Below are 14172 nucleotides of genomic sequence, written 5' to 3' on the forward strand. Positions count from 1 at the left end.
GCGTTCCTGCGATCTTGCTTCCTGGGAACTGGTAGACAGAGCGGCGGCAAGAGCCGCGGCGACAAATGCGAACCGAGGTTTCATTCGAGAGCCTCCGGATTTGCGTGAAATTGCACCGCTCCTTCGGCTAACGCAGGAATCGTTCCTATTGCGCCCAGAGTTCGCGGCGCAATTCGTGCCAGCTTTCGCGATCGGGCGCGACAAGCAGGCCGCCGCCGAGATGCGAGGGCAGATAGGTGCTGCCGTCGAAGCGCGCCGCGTGGCCGCCGGCCTCGGCATGGATCAGCACGCCGGCCAGATGGTCCCACGGCATCAGCTTGTTGTAGACGACGAAATGGGCATGGCCGCTCGCCAAGAGGCGGTATTCGTGCGCGGCGCAGCGATAGGCGAATTGCGACAGGATCTTTGTCTGGTTGCGCGCCAGCCGCGACCGCTCCGGCTCGGGCATATATTGCCAGGAGACCGAGCCGGTCATCTCCGAGATCGGCGCGGGTGCCGCTACATGCACCTTCTCGATGCTGCCATGCGCATGCCGGATATGGCTGCCGGCGCCCCTGGCGCCGATCAGCCAGTCCTTGCCGACGGGATCGTGGATGATGCCGGCAACCGTCTCGCCCTGGACCACGACCGCCAGCATGACGCCGAACAGCGGCACGCCGGAGGCGAAGTTGAAAGTGCCGTCGACCGGATCGATGACGAAGGCCAGATCGGCATCGCCCAGACCATCGAGCAGTGCCGGATTGTCGGAACAGGCCTCCTCGCCGACGATCATCGCCTGGGGATAGCGTTCGCGCAGCCGCGCGGTGATCAGCCGCTCGGCATTGACGTCGGCTTCGGTCACAAGGTCGGCGGCCGAGGTCTTCTGCCTGACATCGCCATCGCCCAGCCGGCGAAAGCGCGGCATGATCTCGGTCAGCGCCGCCTCGGCCAGAATGCCGGCCAGCCAATCGATCGCGGTATCGTCAAATGTCATCGGAAAGGTCTTGCCTTGTGGTGAGGGTGTCGTTGAGGGCAGCGAAGTCGAACAGTTTCCTGTCGAGCAGGTGCGATGGCCTGCTGTTCGACAGCGCGCGCAGCATCGTATCCTTGCGGCCGGGCATACGCTTTTCCAGGTCCTCGAGCATCGCCTTCATGGCGTTGCGCTGAAGGCCTTCCTGGCTACCGCAGAGATCGCAGGGAATGATCGGGAAATGCATGGCGGCGGCGAATCTTTCCAGATCGGCCTCGGCGCAGTAGCTCAATGGCCGCAGCACCATGACGTCGCCGTCGTCGTTGAGCAGTTTAGGCGGCATGGCGGCGAGACGGCCGCCATGGAAGAGGTTCATGAAGAAGGTTTCGAGAATGTCCTCACGATGGTGGCCGAGCACCAGTGCCGAGCAACCCTCCTCGCGCGCAATGCGGTAGAGATGGCCGCGCCTGAGGCGCGAGCAGAGCGAGCAATAGGTGCTGCCCGCCGGCAGCTTGTCGGTGACGACGGAATAGGTGTCCTGATACTCGATCCGGTGCGCAATGCCGTGACTGTCGAGATAGTCCGGCAGGATATGTTTAGGGAAATTCGGCTGGCCCTGGTCGAGATTGCAGGCCAGAAGATCGACCGGCAAGAGCCCGCGCCATTTGAGATCGAGCAGCACCGCGAGCAGGCCGTAGGAATCCTTGCCGCCCGACAGGGCAACGAGCCAGCGCTGGCCGGGCTTGACCATCGAGAAATCCTCGATCGCCTGTCGGGTCAGCCGCAGCAGCCGTTTGCGCAATTTGTTGAACTCGACCGAGGACGGCACGTCGGCGAACAGCGGATGGAAGCCGCCTTCGCTGTCGGCGATCGGTTCGATGTCTGGAAGCATGTTCATGGCATGTCGCTTTCAGTGGCCCAGAGCGCCGGATTAGCGGACATGACCGACAAAGAAAAGGCCGCCTCGACGGGCGGCCTTTGCTTGGTATCGCAGAATGCGCTCGTTTAGCGCGAATAGAATTCGACGACCAGGTTCGGTTCCATCTGCACGGCGAACGGAACGTCCGCCAGGCCGGGGATGCGCGAGAAGGTCGCGACCATCTTGTTGTGATCGGCTTCGATGTAGTCCGGCACGTCGCGCTCGGCGAGACCTACCGCTTCCAGAACGATGACCAGTTGCTTGGACTTTTCGCGCACTTCGACGACATCGCCCGGCTTGCAGCGATACGAGCCGATGTTGACGCGCTTGCCGTTGACGTTGACATGGCCGTGGTTGACGAACTGACGGGCGGCGAAAATAGTCGGCACGAACTTGGCGCGGTAGACGACCGCGTCGAGACGCGATTCGAGCAGGCCGATCAGGTTCTCCGAGGTGTCGCCCTTGCGGCGGTCAGCCTCTTCATAAACCTTGCGGAACTGCTTTTCCGAAACGTCGCCATAGTGACCCTTCAGCTTCTGCTTGGCGCGCAGCTGCAGGCCGAAATCGGAAAGCTTGCCCTTGCGGCGCTGGCCATGCTGGCCGGGACCGTATTCACGCTTGTTGACCGGGGACTTCGGGCGGCCCCAGATGTTTTCGCCGAGACGGCGGTCGATCTTGTACTTCGCGGATTCGCGCTTGCTCATCGCATTCCCTTTTCAAAACAATACACCCGGAACCTCATGGTCCGGGTGAAGGAAACGCGCCCTCCTCTGGCCTCCGTTTTCGAGACCTGACAGGGTTTTCCCACGCAACGCGGCGGAAAACCCACGGGACACGTCAGTTCAAACAAGATAGTAGAATTGGATTTCCACGCATCTTGCGCACATAAAGAAAACCACCGGGCATTGCGGCCCGGTGTTGGCGCGCTGATTAAACGGAGATTTAACCGGTGTCAAGCTTGTGGCTGGCGTAGGCCATGGCGACGATATAGCGTCTCTGGGTTGAGTACAGTGCCGGATGTGGCGGGAGGTTGCGCCAGCGGCATCAGGAAGGGACCGGAGCAGAGGAGCTACATTCGCATGAAGAAATTCTTCCTTACCCTGACAGGAGCCGCTGTGTTGGCGGGATCCATGGCGGTCCTGACACCGGAGCCGGCGGAGGCCAGGCATTGGCACGGACACCGACATCACCAGGCTTGCCGCATCGTGATCAAGAAGAACGTTATCTGGCGGCACGGCCACAAGAAGGTCATACGCTACAAGATCAAGCGCTGCAGCGGGCGCTGGTAGGCTCCTATCCGGTCTCAGGCGGCCGACATCAATTCAAAGCCCGCGGTTTTGGCCGCGGGCTCTTTGATTCCGGATGCTTAATCCTTAGTCTTTCGACTTCCTCTCCGGCAGGCCCTTGCGCTTCGTCTCGGCGAATTCCTCGAGCTGCTTTTCGCTCATCGATTCGTACATTCCCTTGGAAGCGCCCTGGAGTTCGCTCTTCTAGGTCTCGCCGCGCTTGGCCGACAGAGCCGCGCCGGCGGCTTTCTGCTGGGCTTTCGAGGTGGCTGGCATGGTTCTTTCTCCCGTTGGAATCTGGAGAAAAACGCAATGACTGCCGTGATGTTCCGCTTCGCAATCACGACATAGCCAGCCCGAAGCCCTGTATCAGGCGACGGGTCGGGAAATCGGCTCTTTTCGATGTGAAGACGGCAAGGTCGGGGCCTTCAGGCAGCATCTCGCCACGACCGCTCGGATCGATGTCGGCGAGAAGCGACAGCGCCCGGCGCGCAATCGCTTCAGCGGGGTCGAGCCAATCGACCGGCCAGGGCGCCGTCTTGCGCATGCGATTGGCCAGAAAGGGGTAGTGTGTGCAGGCGAGCACGACGATATCCGTACGCAACGCATCATGTTCGACGAAGCACGGCGTGATCTCGGTGCGTACGGCCTCCTCATCGACGAAGCCCTCACGCATGTAGATCTCAGCCAGTCCCGCCAGCCTGTCGCTGCCGACCAGGCGGACATGGCATTTCTGTGCCCATTTGCTGATCAGGTCGCGCGTGTATTGGCGCTTGACGGTGCCAGGCGTCGCCAGCACCGAAACCAGCCCTGAGCGCGTACGTTCCGCCGCCGGTTTGATCGCAGGCACCATGCCGACGAAAGGATGCGCGGGAAATCTATCGCGCAACGCATCGATCACCAACGTCGAGGCGGTGTTGCAGGCGATGACGGAAATGGCCGGCGCAAAGCGCTCAAGCAGTTTGCCGAACAATTCGAGTATATGCGCCCTCAGCGCCGGCTCTTCCCAAGCGCCGTAGGGAAACGCAGCGTCGTCGGCGACATAGATGAAGCGGCGGTCGGGCATCAGCACGCGCGCCTCGCGCAGCACGGTAAGCCCGCCGATGCCCGAATCGAACATCAGGATCGGCCGCTCAGTCATTGTCGGTTCCTTTTCCGCCAAGCGGCGGTATGTCATCGTCCTTGCCGGTGTCGGCAAGGCGCGCCGCTTCCGCCTTGCGGGCCCGCGCGGCGGCCGCGGGCAAGCGCCGCGGGTCGTCGCCAGGGGACCCGTCGCCGCGCGGCATCGCCGGAGAAAACCTGTCGAGCGACGAAATAATGCCGCGCAGCACCTTCAGCTCCGGTTCGGCAAAACCGGGGCGTGTCAGCACCGCGCGCAGATTGTCGATCATTTTCGGCTTCTTCGGCGCCGGCCGGAAATAGCCGCGCGCTTCCAGCGCGCCTTCGAGATAGGCGAACAGGCCGTGCAATTCTTCCTTGCTTGCCGGTTTCATGTCCGGGCCGGAAAAATTGGTCCTGGTCTCGTCCTCCAGGCCGGACTTCATCCATTCGTAGGACATCAGAAGTGCTGCCTGGGCGATGTTGAGCGAGGAGAAATCGGGATCGACCGGGAAAGTGACGATCTCGTCGGCAAGGCCGACCTCGTCATTGTAGAGGCCGAAGCGTTCGCGTCCGAACAGGATGCCGGTGCGCTGGCCCATCACGTGGCGCGCCCGCAGCAGCCTGCCCGCCTCCACCGGCCCGCGCACGGATTTGAAGCCGTCGCGCTGCCTGGCCGTGGTGGCGAAGACAAAGTTCAGGTCGGCGAGCGCCGAGGCCAGATCGTCGAAGACGGTGACAGCGTCGATGACATGATCGGCGCGGCTGGCCGTAGCACGCGCCTTCTCGCTCGGCCAACCATCACGCGGGTTGACCAGGCGCAGCTCCGACAGGCCGAAATTGGCCATGGCGCGCGCGACCATGCCAATGTTCTCGCCAAGCTGAGGCTCGACGAGGATGATCGCCGGGCCGGCGACTGCAATGCTATCGGGATCTTTGATGACGGGCATGATTGTCAATGAACTGCTGTTTGCGGCATTTCAGCGTCCCTGCCACATTCGGCCGGGAAAATGAAGCATTCGCAAATGACGACGGCTCTGGCCTCCAATTCGTGACCGATCGCCGTTTGCGTGGCCAAAAGCGCTTTGATATACGGGCGACATCTCCCGGCCCAACGCCGCGCGGGCAAGGCCGTCCCATATCCAGCAACGAGGCATTCTTTCCATGGCGAAGATCAAGGTGGCGAACCCGGTCGTCGAACTCGACGGCGACGAGATGACCCGCATCATCTGGCAGTTCATCAAGGACAAGCTGATCCACCCTTATCTCGACCTCAAGCTTGAATATTACGACCTCGGCATCGAGCACCGCGACGCCACCAACGACCAGGTGACCATCGATTCGGCCAACGCCATCAAAAAACACGGCGTCGGCGTAAAATGCGCGACGATCACCCCCGACGAACAGCGCGTCGAGGAGTTCAAGCTGAAGAAGATGTGGAAGTCGCCGAACGGCACCATCCGCAACATCCTCGGCGGCACCATCTTCCGCGAGCCGATCATCATGAAGAACGTGCCGCGCCTGGTGCCCGGCTGGACCAAGCCGATCATCGTCGGCCGCCATGCCTTCGGCGACCAGTACCGCGCCACCGATTTCCGCTTCCCCGGCAAGGGCAAGCTGACCATCAAATTCGTCGGCGAGGACGGCCAGGTGATCGAGCACGATGTGTACGACGCGCCCGGCGCCGGTGTCGCCATGGCCATGTACAATCTCGACGAGTCGATCCGCGAGTTCGCCCGCGCCTCGCTGAACTACGGCTTGCTGCGCAACTATCCGGTCTATCTGTCGACCAAGAACACCATCCTCAAGGCCTATGACGGTCGCTTCAAGGACATCTTCCAGGAAGTCTACGAGGCCGAGTTCGCGGCCGAGTTCAAGTCGAAGAAGCTGTGGTACGAGCACCGCCTGATCGACGACATGGTGGCCTCCGCCCTGAAATGGTCGGGCGGCTATGTCTGGGCCTGCAAGAACTATGATGGCGACGTGCAGTCCGACACGGTCGCGCAAGGTTTCGGCTCGCTCGGCCTGATGACATCGGTGCTGATGACGCCGGACGGCAAGACGGTGGAAGCCGAAGCCGCGCATGGCACCGTCACCCGCCATTATCGCCAGCACCAGAAGGGAGAGGAAACCTCGACCAATTCGATCGCCTCGATCTTCGCCTGGACGCGTGGCCTCACCCACCGCGCCAAGCTCGACGACAATGCCGATCTGAAGCGTTTTTCCGAAACGCTGGAAAAGGTCTGCATCCAGACGGTCGAGTCAGGCTTCATGACCAAGGACCTGTCGCTGCTGATCGGCCCCGACCAGCCCTGGCTGTCGACCACCGGTTTCCTCGACAAGATCGACGAGAACCTGCAGAAGGCGATGGCCTGACAAGTAAGCAAGATGGGCAAGCCCATCGTCTACGGGGCGGAGTACAGCGTCTATGTACGCATCGTCCGCCTCGTACTCGCGGAAAAAGGCATCGACTACGAGCTTGTGCCGGTCGATGTCTTTGCCGCCGAGGGCGTTCCCGCCTGGTATTTCGAGCATCATCCGTTCGGCCGCATCCCGGCCTTCTGTTATGACGGGTTTCGCCTCTTCGAGACCAATGCGATTGCTCGCTATATCGACGAGGCCTTCGACGGACCGGCGCTGCAGCCTGCCGACGCGCGCGGCCGCGCCAGGATGGGCCAAATCATAGGCATGCTCGACGCCTATGGCTATCGCGCGATGGTCTGGGATGTTGCCGTCGAGCGGCTGGAAAAGGCTGAGCCGGATGAGGAATTGATCGCCGGCGGCCTTGCTCAGGCTGAGACGGTGCTGAGATCGCTGAAGCCACAAGGTCCGTGGCTGCTTGGCGAGCAACTGACACTGGCCGACCTGCACGCGGCGCCGATCATTGCCTATTTCGTCAAGGTCAGCGAGGGGCAAGATTTGCTTGCGCGCTTTGCGGATATCCAGGATTGGTATGCACGCATCGTCGCCCGGCCGACCTTTGCGCAGACTGAAAAAGTCGGCTGATAAGGGACGTCCCGCCAACTGTTGCTTTAAATTCAGCCCACTAGCCTACGCCGCTTCGAGTGCCGCCCTCACTGCTGCAATCGCATCATCGGCCTTGGAAGCGTCGGGGCCACCGGCCTGGGCCATGTCGGGCCGCCCGCCGCCGCCCTGCCCGCCCAATGCGGCGGAGGCCACGCGGACAAGGTCGACGGCGCTGAAGCGGCCGATGAGGTCGTCGGTGACGGCCACCACGACGCTTGCCTTGTTGTCTTCGCCGGCGCCGACGAAGACGACGACGCCGGAGCCGAGCGAGCTCTTGCCGGCATCGGCCAGCGGCTTCAAATCCTTCGGCGAGACACCGGAGACCGTCTTGCCGAGGAAGCCGATACCGGCGACCGTCTCATTGGCGGCTGGAGCATCGGCTGACGATCCCCCGCCCAGCGCCAGCTTCTTGCGCGCCTCGGTCAGTTCCTTCTCAAGCTTTTTGCGCTCTTCGAGCAGCGTCTCGACGCGCGCCGGCACATCGGCCGGCGAAATCTTGAGCACGGCCGCCGTCGCCTTCAAACGCCGGTCCTGCTCGTCGAGATGTTTGCGCGCGGCTTCGCCGGTCAGCGCCTCGATGCGGCGCACGCCGGCCGCGACCGCGCTGTCCGACACGACACGCACCAGGCCGATATCGCCGGTCGCCCGGACATGCGTGCCGCCGCAGAGCTCGACCGAATAGGGCCGGTTGGCCTTGGTGCCGTGAACGCCGGTGCCCATCGACACGACGCGCACTTCGTCGCCGTATTTCTCGCCGAACAGCGCCATGGCACCTTCGGCAATGGCATCGTCGACCGACATCAGGCGCGTGGACACCGGGCCGTTCTGGACGACGATCTCGTTGGCCATGCGCTCGACCTCTTCGAGATCCTCCGGTGAAATGGGCTTGTTGTGCGAGATGTCGAAGCGCAGGCGCTCGGGCGCCACCAGCGAGCCCTTCTGCGCGACATGGCTGCCCAGCACCTCGCGCAGCGCCTCATGGATCAGATGCGTCGCGGAATGGTTGGCGCGCAACCTCGAGCGTCTGGCATGGTCGACCTTCAGCTCGACGGCGGCGCCGGTCCTGACCGTGCCGCTGGCCACCTTGCCGACATGGACGAACAGCCCATCGGCCTTCTTCTGCGTATCCGAAACCTCGATCGAGAAGCCTTCGCCTGAGATGATGCCGGTGTCGCCCATCTGGCCGCCGGACTCGGCATAGAACGGCGTCTGGCTGACGACGATCGCCACGGCGTCGCCCTTGCCGGCGCTGTCGACAGCCTTGCCGTCCCGGACAAGCGCCTGGATGATGCCTTCGGCAGCTTCAGTCTCATAGCCGAGGAACTCGGTGGCGCCCGCCTTCTCGCGCACGGAGAACCAGATGGTCTCGGTCGCCGCGTCGCCGGAGCCTGCCCAATGCTTTCGCGCCTCGGCCTTCTGCTGCTCCATGGCGTTGGTGAAGCCGGCAAGATCGACCGAGATGCTGCGCTGGCGCAGCGCGTCCTGCGTCAGGTCGAGCGGGAAGCCATAGGTGTCGTAGAGCTTGAAGGCCGTTTCGCCGTCCAGCATGTCGCCGGCATGCAGCGTCTCCGTCGCCTCGGAGAGCAGGCCGAGGCCGCGCACCAGCGTCTTGCGAAACCTGGTCTCCTCGAGCTTCAGCGTCTCGGTGATCAACTGTTCGCCGCGCAGCAGCTCCGGATAGGCCTGGCCCATCTCGCGCACCAGCGCCGGCACCAGCTTCCACATCAGCGGTTCGTTGGCACCCAGCAGCTGCGCATGGCGCATGGCGCGGCGCATGATGCGGCGCAGGACATAGCCCCGGCCTTCATTCGAAGGCAGCACGCCGTCCGCCACCAGGAAGGAGGACGAACGCAGATGATCGGCAATGACCCGGTAGGACGCGACCGTCTCCTTGTCGGGACCATGCCCGATCGCGGACGAGGCCGCGTCGATCAGGTGACGGAACAGATCGGTCTCGAAGACGCTTTCCACCCCTTGCAGGATGGATGCCATGCGCTCCAGGCCCATGCCGGTGTCGATCGACGGACGCGGCAGGTCGATGCGCTCCTCCTTCGTCACCTGTTCATATTGCATGAACACCAGGTTCCAGAATTCCAGGAAACGGTCGCCATCTTCCTCCGGGCTGCCGGGAGGGCCGCCCCAGATGTGTTCGCCGCGGTCGATGAAGATTTCAGAGCACGGCCCGCACGGTCCGGTGTCGCCCATCGCCCAGAAATTGTCCGAGGTCGCGATGCGAATGATGCGGTCGTCGGAAAAACCGGCGATCTTCTTCCAGAAGCCGGCCGCCTCGTCGTCCGTGTGATAGACGGTGACCAGCAGCTTGTCCTTGTTCAGCCCGAACTCCCTGGTGATCAGGTTCCAGGCAAGCTCGATGGCGCGCTCCTTGAAATAGTCGCCGAAGGAGAAATTACCGAGCATCTCGAAGAAGGTCAGATGGCGCGCGGTGTAGCCGACATTGTCGAGATCGTTGTGCTTGCCGCCGGCGCGAACGCTCTTCTGGGCGGTCGAGGCGCGCGAATAGGGCCGCTTCTCCAGACCGGTGAAGACGTCCTTGAACTGCACCATGCCGGCGTTGGTGAACATCAGCGTCGGGTCGTTGCGCGGCACCAGCGGGCTCGACGCGACGATCTCGTGACCCTCCTTCCGGAAGTAGTCGAGAAATGTCGACCGGATTTCGTTCACGCCACTCATGATGCTGCCTTTTTGGAAAAGCCGCCGGGCCAACCGGCGGAAATGGGCTCTGCGTTTTAGAAGATTAGGACTTGGCCTTTTAGCCGCCGCGCTTCACCCTGTCCAGAAACACGGAATTGGTCCAATCCACGGCCTTTGCCGGCCATTCGACCCGGCCTGGTTTCGCCGCCGAAACGCAAAACCGCCGGCACTGGGCCGGCGGTTTCGAAACGCAATAACACGGAACTCGATTACATAAGCCTGAGATAATAGAACGCGATTATGGCCGAACTCCGGCCGGCATCGCGCACGAAACTGTTACATCGCGCCGGATTCTTCCTCGAAACCGTCATCATCGCCGCGCTCAGGGCCGCCATTCTCGAGGAATTTCTCGGCGATCAGCCCGGCATTCTGCCTGATCGACAACTCGATCTCGCGTGCCGTGTCGGGATTGTCACGCAGGAACAGCTTGGCATTTTCGCGGCCCTGGCCGAGACGCTGCGAGTTATAGGAAAACCAGGCGCCAGACTTCTCGACAATACCAGCCTTGACCCCGAGATCGACCAGTTCGCCGGTTTTGGAGACGCCCTCACCAAACATGATGTCGAATTCGACCACCTTGAAGGGCGGCGCCAGCTTGTTCTTGACCACCTTGACGCGGGTCTGGTTGCCGACAACCTCGTCGCGGTCCTTGATCGAGCCGATGCGGCGGATGTCGAGGCGCACCGAAGCGTAGAATTTCAGCGCATTGCCGCCGGTGGTGGTTTCAGGCGAGCCGAACATGACGCCGATCTTCATGCGGATCTGGTTGATGAAGATGACCATGGTGTTGGAGCGCGAGATCGACGCGGTCAGCTTGCGCAGCGCCTGGCTCATCAGGCGGGCCTGCAGGCCGGGCAGCGAATCGCCCATCTCACCTTCAATTTCGGCGCGTGGCGTCAGCGCCGCGACCGAATCGACCACCAGCACGTCGATGGCGCCGGAGCGCACCAGCGTGTCGCAGATTTCCAGCGCCTGCTCACCGGTGTCCGGCTGCGAGATCAGAAGATTTTCAAGATCGACACCAAGCTTGCGGGCATAGACCGGGTCAAGCGCGTGCTCGGCATCGACGAAGGCGCAGATGCCGCCCTTCTTCTGGGCTTCGGCAACGGTGTGCAGGGCAAGCGTCGTCTTGCCCGAGCTTTCCGGCCCGTAGATCTCGATGATGCGGCCGCGCGGCAGGCCACCGACGCCAAGCGCGATGTCGAGACCAAGCGAGCCGGTCGGCACCGTTTCAATCTCGACGACCTGATCGTTGGCGCCGAGCCGCATGATCGAGCCCTTGCCGAAAGCCCGCTCGATCTGCGACAGCGCCGCATCCAGAGCCTTTGATTTGTCCACTGCCTTGTCCTCTACCAGCCGCAAAGAATTCTGAGCCATGATACATCACCCCTTGGTCGTCAATGAAGGCCGGACAATCCGTAATCCCTGCCTATTTGTACCTTTTTTGTTCTCATTTGGCAAGAGGGGTCAAATATCTGAAAAACAAACAATATCCGGATTTGTTCTTTTTTTGTCCAAGGATTCGATCAGGAATGCACCGCACGTTGGGCCAGACGGCTCGGTTGTTTCGACCTGCCGAATCGCCGCCTCGCATGCGAAGCTCCGTCGCACCTAGCGCTTGTGCGGCTGGAATAACAAAGGTCATATCGCCGGCATGCTGAAATCCGTGAAAATACTGGCCATAGGCGGCGCCCATATCGACCGACGCGGCCAGGTGTCCGGCGCTTACGTGCCTGCCGCCTCCAATCCGGGCACAATGCGCGAGGATGTCGGCGGCGGCGTCTTCAATGCTTTGCGCAGCGCCGTGCGGCGCGGCGTCTCCGCGTCGCTGATGTCGGTTCGCGGCGGCGATGCCGCTGCCGAAACCGTTTCGCGAGCCATCGCCGAGACAGGCATTACCGACCTGTCGGCGGTCTTCCTCGACCGCACGACGCCGAGTTACACGGCGCTGATCGACAGCGAGGGCGAGCTGATCGTCGGCTTCGCCGACATGGCGCTCTATGAGTTGGCCTTTCCCAAACAGATTCGCCGCTCCAGGGTGCGCGAAGCAATCGCGGCCGCCGATGCCGTGTTCTGCGACGCCAACCTGCCGACGGCGGCGCTGGAACGGCTGGTCGCGCTCGCCGCGGGCAAGCCGGTTTTCGCCATTGCCATCTCGCCGGCCAAGGCGGTGCGGTTGATACCGGTGCTGAAGGAGCTCTCGCTCGTCTTCATGAACCGGCGCGAGGCCATGGTTCTGGCCGGCGTCGCCGCGAATGCCAGGGAGCGCGAGGTCGTCGACGGGTTGCGATGCAGCGGCCTCGTCAGTGGCGTGGTCACGGCGGGCGAGGCGCCCGTGCTGGGGTTCGATGAAACAGGCGCCTTTTCGATCATGCCGCCCAATCCCCGAAAGGTCGCTGACGTCACCGGGGCCGGTGATGCGCTGGCGGGCGCAACGGTCGCTGCCTTGCTGCGCGGACTGCCGCTGCGGGTGGCCCTGCGCGAAGGCATCGCCGCGGCGACGCTTGCCATCGAAAGCGCCAACGCCGTTCCCGAGTTCACCGCCTCAAGCTTCGCGGAAGCGCTGGCTCTTGTGCCGGATGCCAGGGAAGTGGCATGAGACCGGCGAATTCATAGTGCCGCGATGTTGCCTGGTGTCCCGACGGACGCGCCACATTCCGGATTGGAGACCCTGATGACCCCTGAGACCGCCCGCCCCCTCATCGACATCCACGCGCCGGTGGCGCAGGCTCTCGCTGCCGGCCGGCCGGTGGTGGCGCTGGAAAGCACCATCATCACCCATGGCATGCCCTACCCCGACAATGGCGCCATGGCGGCCGATGTCGAAAAGATCGTCACCGATGGCGGCGCCGTGCCGGCGACGATCGCCGTGGTTGGCGGCCGCATCAAGATCGGGCTTTCGGACGGCGAGCGCGAATCGCTGGCGATGACGGGCGACGCCATGAAGCTGTCGCGCGCCGATCTCGGTTTTGCCGTGGCGCAAGGGCGCACCGGTGGCACCACGGTCGCCGCCACGATGATCGCGGCGCATATGGTCGGCATAAAAGTGTTCGCCACCGGCGGCATCGGCGGCGTGCACAAGGGCGCCGAAAAGAGTTTTGACATTTCCGCCGATCTCGACGAGTTGGCGCGCACCCCGGTCATCGTCGTCTCGGCCGGCGCCAAGGCCATCCTCGACATCGAAAAGACGCTGGAGGTGCTGGAGACGCGCGGCGTGCCGGTGGTCGGCCTTGGCTGCGAGACGATGCCGGCCTTCTGGTCCAGGCATTCGCCGTTCCGCGCGCCGCTGACCTTGCACGAGCCGGAAGAGATCGCGCATTTCTACCAGACGAGGGCAGCGCTGGGGCTCGCCGGCGGCATGCTGATTGCCAATCCTGTGCCGGAAAACCATGAAATCCCGGCTGAGGAGATGGCGGGCTATATCGAGGCCGCGCAGAAGGCCGCCGAGGCGCTCAACGTGACCGGCAAGGCGGTGACGCCGTTCCTGCTGGGAAAGATTCTCGAACTGACTGGCGGCAGGAGCCTGAAGACGAACATCGCGCTGGTCGAGAATAATGCGCGGCTGGCGGCGAGGATTGCCAAGGCGCTTTAGGGTCACGCAGCGAAGGTCCCCCTCACCCGGATTGCCGAGACCGAATTGCAAAGAGCAATTCGGGGCAATCCGACCTCTCCCCGAGGGGTCCCCGAGGGGGGAGAGGAGCTTGCAGCGCCGACGTCGACCTCTTCTCCCCTCGGGGAGAAGGTGGCCGCGAAGCGGACGGATGAGGGGGTGGCCTCGCGCTTGCGGGAATCTACTTCCCCGCCCGACGCCCCGCCTCATACGCCCGCCGTGCCCACACCGTCATCTCGTCGGGATCATCGAAAGCGCTGTCTGGAACGCTCCAGTAGGGCATGGCGACCAGCTTGCCGTGGCGCGAGCCGGTATAGGTCCATTGCGTGCAGCCGGCGGCCTCGAACTCGGGCACGCTTTGCTCGTCGGCCTTCAACAGCAATTCGCCACGCAGCACGATGGCGACGATGACACCGTCGAAATAGATGCCCTTGCCGCCGAACAGTTTTCGGATGCTGACAGGGCCGAGGCCCTCGAACAGTTCGGCGATGCGTTCATTGTCCATGCCGCGATCATGTCACCGGCGTTTGGCCTTGTCATCGCGCAACCAAAATCATGCTGACAGGTTGTG

The 14172-nt window shown here is 62.9% G+C and carries 13 protein-coding genes and 1 pseudogene; 5 read left to right on the forward strand and 9 right to left on the reverse strand.

Going from position 1 to position 14172, the window contains the following annotated elements:
• Positions 1 to 145: 145 nt before the first annotated feature.
• The 3 genes from EJ079_RS27145 to rpsD all read right to left on the reverse strand — a co-directional run bounded on the left by EJ079_RS27145 (position 146) and on the right by rpsD (position 2572).
• Entirely contained in the window at positions 146 to 973 is an 828-nt protein-coding gene (locus tag EJ079_RS27145) for an inositol monophosphatase family protein (RefSeq protein ID WP_127810649.1), read from the reverse strand.
• Positions 963 to 1847, reverse strand: coding sequence for a tRNA 2-thiocytidine(32) synthetase TtcA (gene ttcA / locus EJ079_RS27150; RefSeq protein WP_127810650.1), 885 nt, complete (start codon positions 1845 to 1847; stop codon positions 963 to 965). Before ttcA ends, EJ079_RS27145 begins: the two co-directional genes overlap by 11 nt.
• Positions 1848 to 1954: 107 nt before the next feature.
• Positions 1955 to 2572 carry a 30S ribosomal protein S4 gene (rpsD, locus tag EJ079_RS27155; RefSeq protein WP_023759539.1) on the reverse strand — a complete coding sequence of 206 codons (618 nt, stop codon included), beginning with the start codon at positions 2570 to 2572 and terminating at the stop codon, positions 1955 to 1957.
• 375 nt (positions 2573 to 2947) lie between these two features.
• Here rpsD and EJ079_RS27160 point away from each other — a divergent pair, with 375 nt between their 5' ends.
• Positions 2948 to 3157, forward strand: coding sequence for a hypothetical protein (locus tag EJ079_RS27160; protein ID WP_127810651.1), 210 nt, complete (start codon positions 2948 to 2950; stop codon positions 3155 to 3157).
• Between the two features lie 84 nt (positions 3158 to 3241).
• On the opposite strand, the pseudogene EJ079_RS27165 reads toward EJ079_RS27160, so the two are convergent.
• The 3 genes and pseudogenes from EJ079_RS27165 to EJ079_RS27175 form a co-directional block, all read right to left on the reverse strand.
• Positions 3242 to 3430, reverse strand: a pseudogene (locus EJ079_RS27165) (DUF3008 family protein).
• 64 nt (positions 3431 to 3494) lie between these two features.
• Positions 3495 to 4295: a glutamate racemase gene (murI, locus tag EJ079_RS27170; RefSeq protein ID WP_127810652.1), complete on the reverse strand. Its 801-nt coding sequence runs from the start codon at positions 4293 to 4295 to the stop codon at positions 3495 to 3497.
• Positions 4288 to 5202, reverse strand: coding sequence for an RNA methyltransferase (locus tag EJ079_RS27175; RefSeq protein ID WP_127810653.1), 915 nt, complete (start codon positions 5200 to 5202; stop codon positions 4288 to 4290). Before EJ079_RS27175 ends, murI begins: the two co-directional genes overlap by 8 nt.
• A gap of 214 nt (positions 5203 to 5416) precedes the next feature.
• Between EJ079_RS27175 and EJ079_RS27180 the strand changes: the two genes are divergently transcribed.
• Together EJ079_RS27180 and EJ079_RS27185 are read left to right on the forward strand one after the other, a co-directional pair.
• Complete coding sequence (locus EJ079_RS27180) at positions 5417 to 6628, forward strand: NADP-dependent isocitrate dehydrogenase (protein WP_127810654.1); 1212 nt, start codon at positions 5417 to 5419, stop codon at positions 6626 to 6628.
• 12 nt (positions 6629 to 6640) lie between these two features.
• The gene (locus EJ079_RS27185; protein WP_127810655.1) at positions 6641 to 7258 is read left to right on the forward strand and encodes a glutathione S-transferase family protein; all 618 of its coding nucleotides are present in this window, start codon (positions 6641 to 6643) and stop codon (positions 7256 to 7258) included.
• A gap of 45 nt (positions 7259 to 7303) precedes the next feature.
• Here the strand turns inward: EJ079_RS27185 and alaS are convergent, their stop codons facing one another.
• Together alaS and recA are read right to left on the reverse strand one after the other, a co-directional pair.
• Positions 7304 to 9970: an alanine--tRNA ligase gene (gene alaS / locus EJ079_RS27190; protein WP_127810656.1), complete on the reverse strand. Its 2667-nt coding sequence runs from the start codon at positions 9968 to 9970 to the stop codon at positions 7304 to 7306.
• A 297-nt stretch (positions 9971 to 10267) separates the two neighbouring features.
• Complete coding sequence (recA, locus tag EJ079_RS27195) at positions 10268 to 11368, reverse strand: recombinase RecA (RefSeq protein WP_027036993.1); 1101 nt, start codon at positions 11366 to 11368, stop codon at positions 10268 to 10270.
• A 277-nt stretch (positions 11369 to 11645) separates the two neighbouring features.
• On the opposite strand from recA, the gene EJ079_RS27200 reads away from it, so the two are divergent.
• Both EJ079_RS27200 and EJ079_RS27205 read left to right on the forward strand, forming a co-directional pair.
• Complete coding sequence (locus EJ079_RS27200; RefSeq protein WP_127810657.1) at positions 11646 to 12590, forward strand: carbohydrate kinase family protein; 945 nt, start codon at positions 11646 to 11648, stop codon at positions 12588 to 12590.
• Between the two features lie 75 nt (positions 12591 to 12665).
• Complete coding sequence (locus EJ079_RS27205) at positions 12666 to 13583, forward strand: pseudouridine-5'-phosphate glycosidase (RefSeq protein ID WP_127810658.1); 918 nt, start codon at positions 12666 to 12668, stop codon at positions 13581 to 13583.
• Between the two features lie 199 nt (positions 13584 to 13782).
• On the opposite strand, the gene EJ079_RS27210 is transcribed toward EJ079_RS27205, so the two are convergent.
• Positions 13783 to 14106: a TfoX/Sxy family protein gene (locus tag EJ079_RS27210; RefSeq protein ID WP_127810659.1), complete on the reverse strand. Its 324-nt coding sequence runs from the start codon at positions 14104 to 14106 to the stop codon at positions 13783 to 13785.
• Between the last annotated feature and the right edge of the window lie 66 nt (positions 14107 to 14172).

Source organism: Mesorhizobium sp. M7A.F.Ce.TU.012.03.2.1 (assembly GCF_004006095.1).
Taxonomy (GTDB): Bacteria; Pseudomonadota; Alphaproteobacteria; order Rhizobiales; family Rhizobiaceae; genus Mesorhizobium.